The organism is Nocardioides sp. FY1077 (assembly GCF_058681775.1).
Genome location: NZ_JBZWDB010000002.1, coordinates 921,299 through 935,048 on the forward strand (window position 1 = coordinate 921,299; position 13,750 = coordinate 935,048).

Sequence of the window (13,750 nt, forward strand, 5' to 3'; positions counted from 1 at the left end):
TGCCTGTGGGCGCGGCGAGGCGCGTCGCGGGGCACACGACCCGGTCGCTCACGGACCTGGGCCTGCCCGAACGGTGCAGTTGCGCCGCGGGCGCCAGCGCGGGCGCCAGCGGCAGCGCCCCGACCGACCACTGAGGCGGGCGCCCTGGGGTCAGCAGGGCGGGGTGGGGGAGGATCTTGCCCGTGCCCGACGACGCCCGACCCTCCCCGCCGCCCGCTGCGAGCACGATGGGCCCGCGGACGGCGGGCGCGCTGGTCTTCGGGTCGTCGGCGGCCGTGCTGGTGGTCGAGCTGGTGGCGCTGCGGCTGCTCGCGCCGTACCTCGGGCTGACGCTGGAGACCAGCACCCTGGTCATCGGCATCGCGCTGGCCGCGATCGCGCTGGGCTCGTGGGCCGGCGGGCGCGCCGCCGACGTGGTCGACCCGCGGCGCACGCTCGGGCCACTGCTCGGCGTCTCCGGGGTGGTCGTGGCGCTCACGCCGCTGGTGGTGCGCCTCGCCGCGGAGGCCAGCTCCGGCGGGCTGCTGCTCCCGGCGGCGACGCTGACGATCCTGGTGCCGGGCTCGCTGCTGGCCGCGGTGACGCCGATGGTGACCAAGCTGCGGCTCACCAGCCTGGCGGAGACCGGCACCGTGGTCGGCCGGCTCTCGGGTCTCGGCACTGCCGGGTCGATCCTTGGCACGGTCGTCACCGGGTTCGTGCTGGTCTCCACCGTGCCGGTCAGCGGCATCCTGGTCGGCCTCGGCGTGCTGCTCGTGCTCGCGGCCGTGGTCGTCGACCTGCCGGTGCGGGGCCCGCGCTCGGGGCTGCCCGCCGTCGCGCTGGTGGGGCTCGCGGGGCTCGGGACGGCGCTGGCCCCCGGCGGCTGCGACGTGGAGACGACGTACCACTGCGCGGTCGTCGAGGACGACCCCGAGCGCGCGACCGGGCGGGTGCTGGTGCTCGACGGCGTCCGCAATTCCTACGTCGACCTCGCCGACCCGACCCACCTGGAGTTCGAGTACGTGCAGGCCGCGGCGTCGGTGGTCGACGCGTCGTTCCCGGCCGGGGCACCGCTCGAGGCGTTCCACCTCGGCGGCGGCGGGCTGACGCTGCCGCGCTACCTCGCGCAGGTGCGCCCCGGCACCCGCAGCCTGGTCTCGGAGATCGACCCGGGCGTGATCGAGGTCGACGAGCGCTACCTCGGCCTGGAGACCGGACCCGACCTGCAGGTGCGGGTGGAGGACGGCCGGCTCGGCCTCGACCGGCTCGCCGACGACAGCCACGACCTCGTCGTCGGCGACGCCTTCGGCGGGGTGAGCGTGCCGTGGCACCTCACCACCCGGGAGGCGGTCGAGCAGGTGCGCCGGGTGCTCACCGACGACGGCGTCTACGTCATGAACCTCATCGACCACGGCCCCCTCGACTTCGTGCGCGCCGAGACCGCCACGGTGGCCGCCGTCTTCGACCACGTCGCCGTGCTGGCCCGCCCCGCGGCCTTCGCCGGCACCGACGGTGGCAACGTCGTGCTGGTCGGCTCCGACCGGCCCGTCGACGTCGCGGCGGTGGAGGGGGCCCTGGCCGGGCGCGACCTGGGCTGGGAGGTGCGGGCCGACGACGCGCTCGGTGACTTCGCCGACGGCGCCGACGTGCTCACCGACGGCTTCGCCCCGGTCGACCAGCTCCTCACGCCGTACGCCGGCGCCTGAGCCGCCGGCGCGCAGCACCTCCCACGGCGGGGGACGTCGACCCGGGCAGGGGGGTCCCCTACGGTGGTCCCGCTCACCCGCCTGACAGATCGGAACCGACCATGGAGATGCTGCACTCCGCCATCGCGATCCTCGCGGCGATCCTGCTGATCATCGTGCTCAAGGTCGACCCGGTGATCTCGCTGCTGCTGTCGTGCGTCTACCTCGGCCTGGCCACCGGCCAGGGCGCCGAGGGCACCGTCACCCAGATCACCACCGGGTTCGGGGAGATCATGGCCGAGGTGGGCCTGCTGATCGGGTTCGGCGTGCTGATCGGAGCGCTGCTGCACGCGATGGGCACGTTCCGCGACCTCGTCGGGGTGCTCGCGCGCAGCGTGGGCCGCAAGCTGCCGTACGCGCTGACCGCCGCGATGTCCACGATCTTCCCCTCCATCTACGTCGACGTGCAGGTGGTCCTCGCGGCGCCGATGGCCAAGGAGTCGGCGCCCGCCGTCGACCGCGACCACGGTCTGCCGTGGCTGGCCGGGGCGATGGGGATCGGCATCTTCTCGGGCTACGTGTTCGTGGTGCCGGGTCTCGCGGCGGTGACGATCGCCGGGCTGATGGGCGTCCCGCTCGGCACCTACCTGATGTACGGCGTGCCGATCGGCCTGGCGACCGCGCTGATCACCACGTTCCTCTTCCGGCTGCTGCTGGGCCGTGGCCTGTGGAGCCCCGACACCGACCTGGCCCCCGACGCCGTCGTCGCCGGCCACGCGGGTGGGTCCGGCCAGCAGGGCCACCCCGGTCATGCGGTCGACGAGCGCGGCGGGCGCGCCGCCGAGGCCGAGGCCGAGGACGTGCCGTCGGCCGGTACCGCCGCACGCCTCCCGCTGCTGGTGCGGCTGCTGCCGATCCTGGTGCCGCTGGTGCTGATTGCCACCGGCGCCGTCCTCGACGTGGCGGGGGAGTCGCACCCCGTCGTGACGTTCCTCGGCGACGCCACCATCGCGCTGTTCATCGGCCTGCTGATCGCGTTCGTGATGGTGCGTGCGTCGGTGGGCGCCGACGGGGTCGGCCGCGTGCTGACGCCCGGCTTCCACACCACCGGCGAGATCCTGCTGGTCACCGGGGTCGGTGGGTCGCTGGGCGCGGTCATCGCCGCGAGCGGCCTGGACGCGCGGCTGGAGAGCCTGTTCTCCGCCGACGGCAGCGCCCCGGTGTTCCTCAGCATCCTGCTCGCCTGGTGCATCGCTGCGGTGCTGCACTTCGCGATCGGCTCGGTCTCGGTGGGCGCGATCACCGCGGCCGGCATCATCGCGCCGGTGGTCGGCTCCCTCGGGGTCGACCCCGTCGTGATCGCGCTGGCCATCGCCTCGGGCGCGATGTTCGCCCTCCACGTGAACAGCAACTTCTTCTGGATGTTCACCACGCTGCTCGACCTCAGCACCAAGGGCAGCCTGAAGACGCTGACCCTCGCCACGTCGCTCGGCGCGGTGGTGTCGCTGCCGCTGGTGCTGCTCGCCAGCCTGGTGGCCGCCGCCACGTGACGGCGGCACCCCCGGCCGCGCGGCGGCCGGGGGGTGGGGTGCCCGGGTGCCGGGCGGCGTCAGCCCGCGAGCAGCAGGACGACGGTCTCCGCGACGCAGGCGGGCTTGGCCTCGTCCTCGATCTCGACGACGTGGCGCAGCGTGATCTGCTTGCCGGCCGCCACGTCGGTGACCTCACCCATGGTGACGGTGAGGCGCACGCGCTTGCCGACGCGCAGCGGGTTCGGGAACCGCACCTTGTTCACGCCGTAGTTGAGCTTGGCGCCGGGGGTCTCCAGCGCGAACACCGAGGCGCCGAGCCAGGGGATGAGCGAGAGCGTGAGGTAGCCGTGGGCGATGGTGCCGCCGAACGGCCCGGCGGCGGAGCGCTCGACGTCCACGTGGATCCACTGGTGGTCGCCGGTGGCGTCGGCGAACGTGTTCACGCGCTCCTGGTCGATCTCCACCCAGTCGCTGGTGCCGAGCTCCTCCCCGGCGGCGTCGGCGAGCTCGTCGAAGGTGCTGAAGGTGCGCATCTGGTGCCTCTCGGGTCGGGCGCCCCGCCCGGTCAGGGGGGTGGGAGGATGACTGCCATGGAACCTACCGCCCCCACGCGCGACCAGGTGCGTCAGGCGCCGAAGGTGCTGCTGCACGACCACCTCGACGGCGGGCTGCGCCCGCAGACCGTCCTCGAGCTGGCCGCCGAGGTCGGCCACGAGCTGCCTGCCACCACCGCCGCCGCGCTCGGCGACTGGTTCGAGGAGGCGGCCGACTCGGGCTCGCTGGTGCGCTACCTGGAGACCTTCGACCACACGGTCGCGGTGATGCAGACCGGCCCGGCGATCACCCGCGTGGCGCGCGAGTGCGTCGAGGACCTCGCCGCCGACGGGGTGGTCTACGCCGAGGTGCGCTACGCCCCCGAGCAGCACGTCGACGGTGGGCTGAGCCTCGACGAGGTCGTGGCGTGCGTGCAGCAGGGGTTCGCCGAGGGCGTGGCGGCCGCGGGCGGGCGCATCGTCGTGCGCCAGCTGCTCACCGCCATGCGCCACCAGGCGCGGTCGATGGAGATCGCCGAGCTGGCGATCGCCTGGCGTGACCGCGGGGTGGCCGGCTTCGACATCGCCGGCGCCGAGGCGGGGTTCCCGCCCACCCGCCACCTCGACGCCTTCGAGTACCTGCAGCGGGAGAACGCCCACTTCACCATCCACGCCGGCGAGGCCTTCGGGCTCCCGTCGATCTGGGAGGCCATCCAGTGGTGCGGCGCCGACCGGCTCGGCCACGGCGTCCGCATCGTCGACGACATCACGGTCGCCGACGACGGGACGGTCACCCTGGGCCGGCTGGCCTCCTACGTGCGCGACCAGCGCATCCCCCTCGAGATGTGCCCCGCCTCCAACGTGCAGACCGGTGCGGCCACCTCGATCGCCGAGCACCCGATCAAGCTGCTCACCGACCTGCGCTTCCGGGTCACCGTGAACACCGACAACCGGCTGATGAGCCGCACCTCGATGACCGACGAGATGACCGCGCTGGTCGACGCGTTCGGCTACGACCTCGCCGACCTGCAGTGGTTCACCGTCAACGCGATGAAGTCGGCGTTCCTGCCGTTCGACGAGCGCCTCGCGATCATCGACGACGTCGTCAAGCCCGGGTACGCCGCGCTCGCCGCCGCGCCGCGTCAGCTGTAACGCGCCGTTGTCACCTCTGCTGCCCCGTCACGACGGGGTGGAAGAGGTGACAACAGCGCATTACAGCGGCGGGCGGGGCGCGGGGAGCACGACGAACCAGGGGCGGCGCCAGCGGCCGGTGGGCAGCGTGCGGTCGTCGTAGGCGGCGCGGGTGAGGGTGCGCAGGCCCCCGGTGGCGGGGTCGTGGACGCCGAGGCGACCCGCGTCGTCGCGGCCGACCACGAGCAGCACGTGGCGCGGCAGCCACCGGTCGCCGACGTACAGCGCCGCCGGCGCGGCCTCCACCGCGACGAGCAGGTCGGGGAAGCGGCCGGCCGCCCGGCGCACCACGTGGGGGCCGCCGGGCAGCGCCCGCGCCACCGCCCAGGGCGGCGTGCCGAGCGCGCGGGGCCACGGCACCTGCAGCCGGCCGGAGGCGTCGCGGTGGGCGGTGAGCCCGCGGTGGGCGGTGAGCACCTCGGCGGCGAAGCGCGACCGGGCCTGCGCGGCGTACGCCGGGTCGGCCAGCATGCGTGCGACGACGACGGCCGCGGCCCCGCACGAGCGCTGGTCGGGCTGGCGCAGCGCCGGGCCGAACGGGACGTCGGGCGGCGGGCCGCCGCGCGGCGTCACGACCGCGCGGTCTCGACCCGCAGGCCCTCGACCACCGCGACGGCCTCGTCGGGCGACACCGGTCGGCACCCCTTGGCCACCGCGTCGGCCACGACGGCGCGCTGGGCCCGGGCCAGCGCGAGGCCGCGGCGCACCAGCACCAGCGGGGGCTTGCGGTGCTCGCGCAGGTCGCGGGTGAGGCGGAGCCCGAAGGTGAGGGCGGTGGAGCGGCGGATGCACAGCGCGGCGCCGAGGATCCCGGCGGCGGAGGCCGGGGCCACCACGTCCTGGGCGAAGATGCCCTCCGCGACGTAGAGCGGGCTCCCGTCGAGGTGCAGCTCGCGCACGCCGGTGCGCCCGTCGTGGGCGATGTCGTAGATGGGCACCTCGGCGTGGCCGTCGCGGCACAGCGCGACCATCGTGGCCAGCGCGTCGCCGGGCAGCCAGGAGTCGGGGTGGTCCCAGTCGACGATGCCGGCGTTCTTGCCCTCGCGGACACGGGGGAGGGTGGGGTCGCCGCCGGACTTGTAGAAGTCGTCGAGGCGCAGCACCGGCAGGCCCAGCCGCTCGGCGAGCCGCGACTTGCCCGACCCCGAGGGGCCGGCGAGGACGATCACCCGGGCGCGCACCGGGCCATTGTGCCGGTGACGCACCGGGGTCGCTCAGTCGACCTCGACCCGGCCGCCCTCCACCCGCGCGCGCCCGACGCGCAGGCGCAGCAGCTGGGAGTAGCCCTTGACCACCTGGCGGTAGCCGCGGGCGGGACCGTGGTAGGCGAGGAACCCGCGCGGCCCCTCGACCATGCGGCCGGTGGTCACGTCGTAGCGGCTCTGGTGCCACGGGCACACCAGGCACCCGTCGGCGTCGACGGTGCCCTTCGACAGGTCGGCGAGCTGGTGGCGGCAACGTCGCGAGACCGCGAACACGTCGTCCTCGGGCGCGGCAGCGGTGCCGGCGGCGGTGCCGGCAGCGGTGCCGGCAGGGTCGGCCGCGGTGGCCGGTCCGCGGCGCAGGCCGACGACCCAGCCCCCGACGAGGCGGACGGCGCCACCGGCGAGCTCGGCGACGGGCACGGGCTTCTCGGCAGTCATGCCGGGCAGGTACCCCGCACGGCCGCGGTCACGCGCTCCGGCCGGGCGGCGGGCCCGGGCACGACCACCGGCCGGCGAGGGGTCAGTAGGCGCTGTCGCCGGAGGCGGGCTCGTCGGCGGCACCCAGCAGCGCGCGGCTGCCGGAGACCCCGAGGCGGGTGGCGCCGGCGGCCATCATCGCGCGGGCCTGCTCGAGGGTGCGGACACCGCCGGAGGCCTTGACCTGCAGCTGCGGCACCGTCCGGGCCATCAGCCGCACGGCGTGCTCGCTGGCGCCGCCGGAGGGGTGGAAGCCGGTGGAGGTCTTGACGAAGTCGGCGCCGGCGGCGGCCGCGGCCCGGCACACACCGACGATCTCGTCGTCGCTGAGGGCGGCCGACTCGATGATCACCTTGAGCACCGTCGGCGCCGGCACGGCCGCGCGCACCGCCGCGACGTCGGCCTGGACGGCGTCGAAGCGACCCTCCTTGGCGGCACCGACGTCGATGACCATGTCGATCTCGTCGGCGCCGTCCGCGACCGACCCGGCCGCCTCGGCGGCCTTGACCGAGGAAGTGTGCTTGCCGCTCGGGAAGCCGCAGACCACCGCGACCTTGAGGTCGCTGCCCTCCGGGACGGCGACGGGCAGCATCGAGGGGGACACGCACACCGAGAAGGTGCCGAGCTCGACGGCCTCGGCCACCAGGGCCTCGACGTCGGCGCGGGTGGCCTCCGGCTTGAGCAGGGTGTGGTCGATGGCCCGGGCGACCTGGGCGACCTGGGCGTCGGGGGATGCGCTCACCGGCACAGCATAGGCTCGGCGGCGCGTCGGACCGGACGGTGGCCTCGCAGGCGTCGACGCGCCTCCCTCGCCCCGCGCCGCGCCCACGCCGCGGCCCGCCGACGCCGCGACCGCCGTCCCCGTCCCCGCACCCCGAGGAGCCCGCCCCGTGGCCGACCCCGACCCCGCCGACGTCCAGCACTTCCCCGCCAGCAACGGGCGGTTGACCGGCTTCCTCGGCCTGGCCGTCGGGCCGGCCGTGCTGGTGCTGGCCGCGGTGACCGGGGGGCTGTCGCCGGCGCTGGTGGTCGCGATGGTGCTCCTCGACGTCGTGGTGTGGCTGGTCATGCTGCGCCCGGCGGTGTGGGTGGAGGGCGACACGCTGGTGCTGCGCCACCTCGTGCGCACCGACCGGGTGCCGCTGGCCGCCGTCACCTCGCTCGTGGTGCGTCACGTGCTGGCGGTGTTCGTGGGGGAGCGGCGCTTCGTGTCGCCGACGATCGCGCGCAGCTCGCGCCAGCTGATCAACGAGGCGCGCGCCGCCCGGCGCGGACGGCCCCAGGGCTGGCTGGCCGAGGCCGCGGCCCCCGCCGGCAAGGGCGTCGACCACGCCGACTTCGTCGAGCAGCGGCTGCGCCACCTCGCCGACGAGGCCCGCCGGCGCCACGGCATCGCCGAGCGCTCCCCGGAGCAGGCCGCCCTCGCCGGAGCGGTCGAGCGGACGACGAGCTGGCCGTGGGTCACCGTCGTGGTGGTGCTGGTGGTCGCGCTCGTGGTGACGCTGCTGCTCTGAGCGCGCCGCCCACGTGTCGCCCGGGGCCCGCTCAGGTGCCGTCAGATGCCGGCCGCGGCCTGCAGGTCGGCCCGCACGGCGTCGAGGCGTCCTGCGGCCGAGATGCGGGCCGCGCCCACGGCGTCCGCCGGGTCGGCAGCGGGGTCGGCGGGCTGCTCGACCGGCACGACCACCTCGAGGTAGCACTTCAGCTTCGGCTCGGTGCCGCTGGGACGCACGACCACCCGGGCGCCACCGGCGAGGCGGTAGCGCAGCCCCTCGGTGGGCGGCAGGCCGCCGGGCTCCGGCTGCGCGAGGTCGTCGACCTGCGTCACGGCCAGGCCGCCGAGCGACGTCGGCGGCACGGCCCGCAGCGTGGCCATGGCGCGGGTGATCTCGCCGAGGTCGCTGACCCGCACGCTGAGCTGGTCGGTGGCGTGCAGGCCGTGGGCGCGGGCGAGGTCGTCGAGCAGGTCGACCAGGCCACGGCCCTCGGCCTTGGCCTCCGCGGCCATCTCGCACAGCAGCAGCAGCGCGGAGACGCCGTCCTTGTCGCGCACGTGCTCGGGGTCGCAGCAGTAGCCCAGCGCCTCCTCGTAGCCGAAGGCGAGCCCCTCGACCCGCCCGATCCACTTGAACCCGGTGAGGGTCTCGACGTACGGCTGGCCCGCGGCCGCCGCGAGGGTGCCGAGCAGGCTGGACGACACGATCGAGGTGGCGAAGGTGCCGGTGCGCCCGCGGCGCAGCAGGTGGGCGGCCAGCAGCGCGCCGACCTCGTCGCCGCGCAGCATCCGCCAGCCCTGCGGGGTCGGCACGGCCGCGGCGCACCGGTCGGCGTCGGGGTCGTTGGCCACCACCAGGTCGGCGCCGGTGCGCTCGGCCAGCGCCATGGCCAGGTCCATCGCGCCGGGCTCCTCGGGGTTGGGGAAGGCCACGGTCGGGAAGAGCGGGTCGGGCTGCTCCTGCTGCTCCACCACACGGGGGGCGGCGAAGCCGGCGGTCTCCAGGACGGCGATCACCGAGGTGGCACCGACGCCGTGCAGCGGGGTGTAGACGATGTCGAGGTCGCGGGGCCCGTCGGCGACCAGCGACGCGGTGTCGTCGAGGTAGCGGTCGACGACCGCCTCCCCCAGCACCCGCGCCGGCCGCCCGCGCGGCACGTCGGCCACGGCGCCCACCGCGGCGATGCGGGCCGCGATCTCGGCGTCCGCGGGCGGCACGATCTGGCTGCCGTCGCCCAGGTAGACCTTGTAGCCGTTGTCCTCGGGCGGGTTGTGGCTGGCGGTCACCATCACCCCGGCCGCGCAGCCCAGCTCGCGGATCGCGTAGGCCAGCACGGGGGTGGGCAGCGGCCCGGGCAGCACGTGCGCCTCGAAGCCCGCACCGGTGACCACCTCGGCGGTGTCGCGGGCGAAGGCGGCGCTGCCGTGGCGGGCGTCGTAGCCGATCACCACACCGCCGCGGGCGCCGCTGTCGCGCAGGTACGCCGCCAGCCCCGCCGCGGCGCGGGTGACCACCGCGCGGTTCATCCGGTTGGGCCCGGCGCCGAGGGCCCCCCGCAGCCCGGCGGTGCCGAACTCGAGGGTGCCGTCGAAGCGGTCGGCGAGGTCGGCGGTGGCCGCCTCGTCGCCGGCCTCCACGGCGGCCACGACCTGCTCCAGCTCGGCGCGGGTGGCCTCGTCGGGGTCGTCGGCGATCCAGGCGCGCGCGTGCTGGAGCAGGGTCGAGGCGTCCGGGCGGGTCATGGGGGAGACGCTAGTGCGTGCCCCGCCCGCCCCTGCACCCCCCAGGCGTGCCCGCTCAGGCGTCGATGCTGCTCATGTCGCCGTAGCGCTCGCCCACGACGGCGCCGCGCGGCACGGCCCGCTCGAGCGCGGCGAGGTCGTCGGCGGTGAGCTCGACGTCGGCGGCGCCGACGTTCTCCTCGAGGTAGCGCACCCGCTTGGTGCCGGGGATCGGCACCACGCCGAGGTCGGGGCCGCCCTGGGCCAGCACCCAGGCGAGCGCGAGCTGGCCGGGGGTGCAGCCCTTGGTGTCGGCGATCGCGGTGACGGCCTCGACCAGGCGCAGGTTGGCGCGCAGGCCCTCACCGTTGAGGCGCGGGAAGTACGCCGAGCGGCGCGAGTCGCCCTCCTCGAGCTGGGTCTCGGAGGTGATCGCGCCGGTGAGGATGCCGCGCCCCAGCGGGGAGTACGGCACCAGGCCGATGCCGAGCTCGCGGACCACCGGCAGGATCTCGTCCTCGAGGTCGCGGGTGAACAGGGAGTACTCGGTCTGCAGCGCGGTGATCGGGTGGGTGGCGTGGGCGCGGCGGATCGTCTCGGCCGAGGCCTCGGACAGCCCGAGGTGGCGCACCTTGCCGGCCTCGACGAGCTCGGCCATCGCGCCGACGGTCTCCTCGATCGGCACGGTCTTGTCGACGCGGTGCTGGTAGTAGAGGTCGACGTGGTCGACGCCGAGGCGGCGCAGCGAGGCGTCGCAGGCCGACCGGACGTACTCCGGTGTGCCGTTGATGCGCAGCCGGGTGCCGTCGGCGTCGCGCTCGTTGCCGAACTTCGTGGCCAGCTGCACCTCGTCGCGGCGCCCGGCGACGGCGCGGCCGACGAGCTCCTCGTTGGTGAAGGGGCCGTACATGTCGGCGGTGTCGAGGAACGTGGCGCCGAGGTCGAGGGCGCGGTGGATGGTGTCGATGCCGGTCTGGTCGTCGCCGGTGCCGTAGAACTCCGACATCCCCATGCAGCCGAGGCCGAGGGCGGAGACGGTGAGGGGCGAGGTGGTGCCGAGCGTGCGGGTCTGGAGGCTCATGGCTCCAGCGAAGCGCGCTCCTCCAAAGGTGCGGCCCCGACGTGGCCGCCCAGCTCGACCAGGAGGGCCTCGTTGAGGGCGAAGGCGACCCGCACCTCCTCGACCACGGCCGCGGCCTGCGACGCGGTGAGGTCGAGGGCGTCGAGCCGGGCCCGGTAGGCGACCTTGTAGGGCCGGGGGGAGATGGTCGGGAAGTCGTAGAACGCCGTGCCGCGACCGCGCAGGTCGAAGGTGCGGTCGAGCAGGCGACCCACGGCCTGCCCGCCGGAGAGGTCGCCGAGGTAGCGGGTGTAGTGGTGGGCCACCAGCACCCCGCCCCGGGCGGCGCCCACCCGCTGCTCGTACGCCGCGGCGGCTGCGGAGTCGACCTCGTGGCCGGTCCCGGGCGCCCAGTGCGCGAGGTCGGCGTCGAGCGCGCCGAGGCGCTCCAGGGCCGGGTCGTGCACGGCGCCCACTGCGGGGTCGTCGGCCTGCGCGCGGGTCGCCGCCTCCAGCGCGGCGTACACGCGGCGCAGCCGCAGGAGGTAGGCGGTGTAGCCCTCCGGCGCGACCCGGCCGTCGAGCAGCCCGGCCATGAAGGTGGAGCCCTCCGCCGACTGGTGGGCGGTGCGCGAGCCCTCGCGCATCCGCCGCGAGAGCGGTACGGCCTGCTCGGCCTGCTCGGCCTGCTCGGGTGGCGTGGCGGTCACGGGTCGGCCCGGCTCAGCCGGGGACGTGGCAGCGCAGCATCGCGGCCGCCATCGCCACCAGGTTGGTGACGAAGTCCTCGGTGTCGAGCCGCTCGCGGCGCGGGCTGTCGCCGCCGAGCGCGCGGGCGCGGTCGCCGACCGCCCGCAGCACGAAGCCGGCCATCAGGTGCAGCCGCTCGTCGCGCACGGGGTCGGGCAGCGCGGTCATCCGCTCCTCGACGAGGTCGAAGATGGCGCGGCCGCCGGTGCGGCCGAGCACCTCCTTGACCTCGGGCACCGCGTCGACCTGGTCGTCGGTGATCAGCTCCGCCACGATCATCAGGTAGCACCGCCCGCGCCAGCCGCTCTCGGCCAGCTCGACGCTGGGCCGCACGATCGCCTCCAGCACCGCGGACAGGTCGTCGGCGGGCCGCTGGCGGGCCAGCGCGAGCAGCTCGTGCTGGCGCAGGGCGAGGGAGTCGGCGTACTGCTCGAGCACGGCGCTGAGCAGGCCCTCGCGGGAGCCGAAGTGGTAGTGCACGGCGCCGCGGTTGCGCTGGCCCGCCTGGCGGGTGATGTCGAGCAGGGAGGCGTTCTGCACGCCGTGGTCGGCGAAGGCGCGGGTGGCGGCCGCGACCAGCTTGACGCGCGTCTCGCCGGTCTCGCCGGCGGGATCGAGCGCCTCGGCGGCGTCGGGGCCGGCCGGGTCGTGGTCCTGCGTGCGGTCGCCCACGGGCCCTAGATCCGGGGGACGATCGTGCCGAGCAGGTCGCCCATGCGGCTCGCGGCGGCGCGGCCGGTCTCCAGCACCTCCGCGTGGTCGAGCGGGGCGCCGCTCATGCCGGCCGCGAGGTTGGTGACCAGGCTGATGCCCAGCACCTCCATGCCGGCCTCGCGGGCGGCGATGGCCTCCAGGGTGGTGCTCATGCCGACCAGGTGGCCGCCGATGGCGCGCACCATGCCGATCTCGGCGGGGGTCTCGTAGTGCGGCCCGGGGAACTGCACGTAGACGCCCTCGTCGAGGGTGGGGTCGATCTCGCGGCACAGCGCGCGCAGCCGCGGGGAGTACAGGTCGGTGAGGTCGACGAAGGTGGCCCCCACGACGGGGGAGCGGCCGGTGAGGTTGATGTGGTCGCTGATCAGCACCGGCTGGCCCGGCGACCAGGTCTCCTTGAGGCCGCCGCAGCCGTTGGTGAGCACGATCGTGGAGCAGCCGGCGGCCGCCGCCGTGCGCACCGGGTGGACGACGGCGTCGACGCCGCGGCCCTCGTAGTAGTGGGTGCGGCTGAGGAATACCAGCAGGTTGCGCTCGCCGGAGCGCACCGACCGGATCTTCCCGGAGTGGCCCGCGACCGCCGCGGCGCTGAAGCCGGGCAGGTCGGTGGTGGCGATCTCGGCGGTGGCCTCCCCGAGGGCGTCGACGGCCGGGAGCCAGCCCGAGCCGAGGACCAGCGCGACGTCGTGGCGCGCGACCCCCGTGAGCTCGGCCAGCGTCTCGGCGGCCTCGGTGGCCAGGGCGTACGGGTCGTCGGTCACGCCGGTCACCCTAGTGCTCCGGGCGACGCCGATCGTCAACCCCGGGGTCCGGGTCGAGGCCGGGTGGGTGGCGTCGGGGCCGGGTCGGAGCCCGGCCCCGAGCCCGACTCAGAGCCCGACTCAGAGCCCGGAGGAGCGGCACGGACGCCGGCGCAGGGCGTGCACGTAGTCGTCGGGGGCGTCGGCGGCCTCCGCGGCGTCGGCGAGCATGCCGACGTACGACGCGGAGGGCAGGCCGCCCTCGTAGGCGTCGAGCACGTAGGCCCAGGTCACCAGCTCACCGGTGAGCGTGGACACCCGCACCCGCGTCTTGCGGTAGAGCCCGGAGTGGGCCTGCTCGAGCTCGTCGAGGGTGCCCTCGTCCTCCTTGGTGACGTCGTAGACCGCGACGAAGACCTGCTCGAACGGGTCCTGCACCAGCGTGGGGAGCGCACCGTCCCACCCGAGCTCCTCGCCGCCGAACGTGAGCCGCCAGCCCTGCAGCCACCCCGTCGTGCGCAGGGGCGAGTGGGGGCAGCGCGCGCCCATCCGGGCGGGGTCGAGGTTCGTCCCGTAGGCGGCGTAGAGCGTCACGCCCCCGAGGGTAGTGGCCCGGGCCCGCCCGCCTTGGGGTGACCTGCGCCGCACACCTAGAGTGGAGGCC

15 protein-coding genes are annotated in these 13,750 nt (G+C 75.4%); 4 read left to right on the forward strand and 11 right to left on the reverse strand.

The window, feature by feature from the left end; all coding sequences use genetic code 11:
• Nucleotides 1-182: 182 nt before the first annotated feature.
• A complete protein-coding gene (locus AC4OR8_RS09230; RefSeq protein WP_492165240.1) occupies nt 183-1,688 on the forward strand; it encodes a fused MFS/spermidine synthase in 1,506 nt (501 codons plus the stop codon).
• A 101-nt stretch (nt 1,689-1,789) separates the two neighbouring features.
• Nucleotides 1,790-3,217 (forward strand): GntP family permease, encoded by a 1,428-nt coding sequence (locus AC4OR8_RS09235; RefSeq protein ID WP_492165241.1) that lies wholly within the window; start codon nt 1,790-1,792, stop codon nt 3,215-3,217.
• A 59-nt stretch (nt 3,218-3,276) separates the two neighbouring features.
• On the opposite strand, the gene AC4OR8_RS09240 is transcribed toward AC4OR8_RS09235, so the two are convergent.
• The gene (locus AC4OR8_RS09240; protein WP_492165242.1) at nt 3,277-3,732 is read right to left on the reverse strand and encodes a MaoC family dehydratase; all 456 of its coding nucleotides are present in this window, start codon (nt 3,730-3,732) and stop codon (nt 3,277-3,279) included.
• Between the two features lie 57 nt (nt 3,733-3,789).
• Here AC4OR8_RS09240 and AC4OR8_RS09245 point away from each other — a divergent pair, with 57 nt between their 5' ends.
• On the forward strand, nt 3,790-4,884 hold the full coding sequence (locus AC4OR8_RS09245; protein ID WP_492165243.1) for an adenosine deaminase: 1,095 nt from the start codon (nt 3,790-3,792) through the stop codon (nt 4,882-4,884).
• Nucleotides 4,885-4,944: 60 nt separating this feature from the next.
• Here the strand turns inward: AC4OR8_RS09245 and AC4OR8_RS09250 are convergent, their stop codons facing one another.
• From AC4OR8_RS09250 to deoC, 4 genes are all read right to left on the reverse strand, one after another.
• Nucleotides 4,945-5,496, reverse strand: coding sequence for a hypothetical protein (locus AC4OR8_RS09250; RefSeq protein ID WP_492165244.1), 552 nt, complete (start codon nt 5,494-5,496; stop codon nt 4,945-4,947).
• Nucleotides 5,493-6,104 carry an ATP-binding protein gene (locus tag AC4OR8_RS09255; protein WP_492165245.1) on the reverse strand — a complete coding sequence of 204 codons (612 nt, stop codon included), beginning with the start codon at nt 6,102-6,104 and terminating at the stop codon, nt 5,493-5,495. The genes AC4OR8_RS09250 and AC4OR8_RS09255 overlap by 4 nt, the downstream gene beginning before the upstream one ends.
• A gap of 33 nt (nt 6,105-6,137) precedes the next feature.
• Complete coding sequence (locus AC4OR8_RS09260; protein ID WP_492165246.1) at nt 6,138-6,566, reverse strand: Rieske (2Fe-2S) protein; 429 nt, start codon at nt 6,564-6,566, stop codon at nt 6,138-6,140.
• Between the two features lie 82 nt (nt 6,567-6,648).
• Entirely contained in the window at nt 6,649-7,347 is a 699-nt protein-coding gene (deoC, locus tag AC4OR8_RS09265) for a deoxyribose-phosphate aldolase (protein WP_492165247.1), read from the reverse strand.
• 148 nt (nt 7,348-7,495) lie between these two features.
• Here deoC and AC4OR8_RS09270 point away from each other — a divergent pair, with 148 nt between their 5' ends.
• Nucleotides 7,496-8,119: a hypothetical protein gene (locus AC4OR8_RS09270; RefSeq protein WP_492165248.1), complete on the forward strand. Its 624-nt coding sequence runs from the start codon at nt 7,496-7,498 to the stop codon at nt 8,117-8,119.
• A gap of 41 nt (nt 8,120-8,160) precedes the next feature.
• On the opposite strand, the gene AC4OR8_RS09275 is transcribed toward AC4OR8_RS09270, so the two are convergent.
• The 6 genes from AC4OR8_RS09275 to AC4OR8_RS09300 all read right to left on the reverse strand — a co-directional run bounded on the left by AC4OR8_RS09275 (nt 8,161) and on the right by AC4OR8_RS09300 (nt 13,680).
• Complete coding sequence (locus AC4OR8_RS09275; RefSeq protein ID WP_492165249.1) at nt 8,161-9,843, reverse strand: phospho-sugar mutase; 1,683 nt, start codon at nt 9,841-9,843, stop codon at nt 8,161-8,163.
• Between the two features lie 55 nt (nt 9,844-9,898).
• Nucleotides 9,899-10,903 carry an aldo/keto reductase gene (locus tag AC4OR8_RS09280; protein WP_492165250.1) on the reverse strand — a complete coding sequence of 335 codons (1,005 nt, stop codon included), beginning with the start codon at nt 10,901-10,903 and terminating at the stop codon, nt 9,899-9,901.
• A complete protein-coding gene (locus AC4OR8_RS09285; RefSeq protein ID WP_492165251.1) occupies nt 10,900-11,592 on the reverse strand; it encodes a biliverdin-producing heme oxygenase in 693 nt (230 codons plus the stop codon). The genes AC4OR8_RS09280 and AC4OR8_RS09285 overlap by 4 nt, the downstream gene beginning before the upstream one ends.
• Before the next feature lie 13 nt (nt 11,593-11,605).
• On the reverse strand, nt 11,606-12,304 hold the full coding sequence (locus AC4OR8_RS09290) for a TetR family transcriptional regulator (RefSeq protein WP_492165252.1): 699 nt from the start codon (nt 12,302-12,304) through the stop codon (nt 11,606-11,608).
• A 5-nt stretch (nt 12,305-12,309) separates the two neighbouring features.
• Nucleotides 12,310-13,116: a purine-nucleoside phosphorylase gene (locus tag AC4OR8_RS09295; protein ID WP_492165253.1), complete on the reverse strand. Its 807-nt coding sequence runs from the start codon at nt 13,114-13,116 to the stop codon at nt 12,310-12,312.
• A 111-nt stretch (nt 13,117-13,227) separates the two neighbouring features.
• Entirely contained in the window at nt 13,228-13,680 is a 453-nt protein-coding gene (locus AC4OR8_RS09300; protein ID WP_492165254.1) for a gamma-glutamylcyclotransferase family protein, read from the reverse strand.
• Between the last annotated feature and the right edge of the window lie 70 nt (nt 13,681-13,750).

Coding starts and splice junctions, on each gene's coding strand:
- AC4OR8_RS09275 (WP_492165249.1), bottom strand. CDS start 9,843: ATGACCCGCCCGGACGCCTCGACCCTGCTCCAGCACGCGCGCGCCTGG.
- AC4OR8_RS09260 (WP_492165246.1), bottom strand. CDS start 6,566: ATGACTGCCGAGAAGCCCGTGCCCGTCGCCGAGCTCGCCGGTGGCGCC.
- AC4OR8_RS09235 (WP_492165241.1), top strand. CDS start 1,790: ATGGAGATGCTGCACTCCGCCATCGCGATCCTCGCGGCGATCCTGCTG.
- AC4OR8_RS09245 (WP_492165243.1), top strand. CDS start 3,790: ATGGAACCTACCGCCCCCACGCGCGACCAGGTGCGTCAGGCGCCGAAG.
- AC4OR8_RS09280 (WP_492165250.1), bottom strand. CDS start 10,903: ATGAGCCTCCAGACCCGCACGCTCGGCACCACCTCGCCCCTCACCGTC.
- AC4OR8_RS09240 (WP_492165242.1), bottom strand. CDS start 3,732: ATGCGCACCTTCAGCACCTTCGACGAGCTCGCCGACGCCGCCGGGGAG.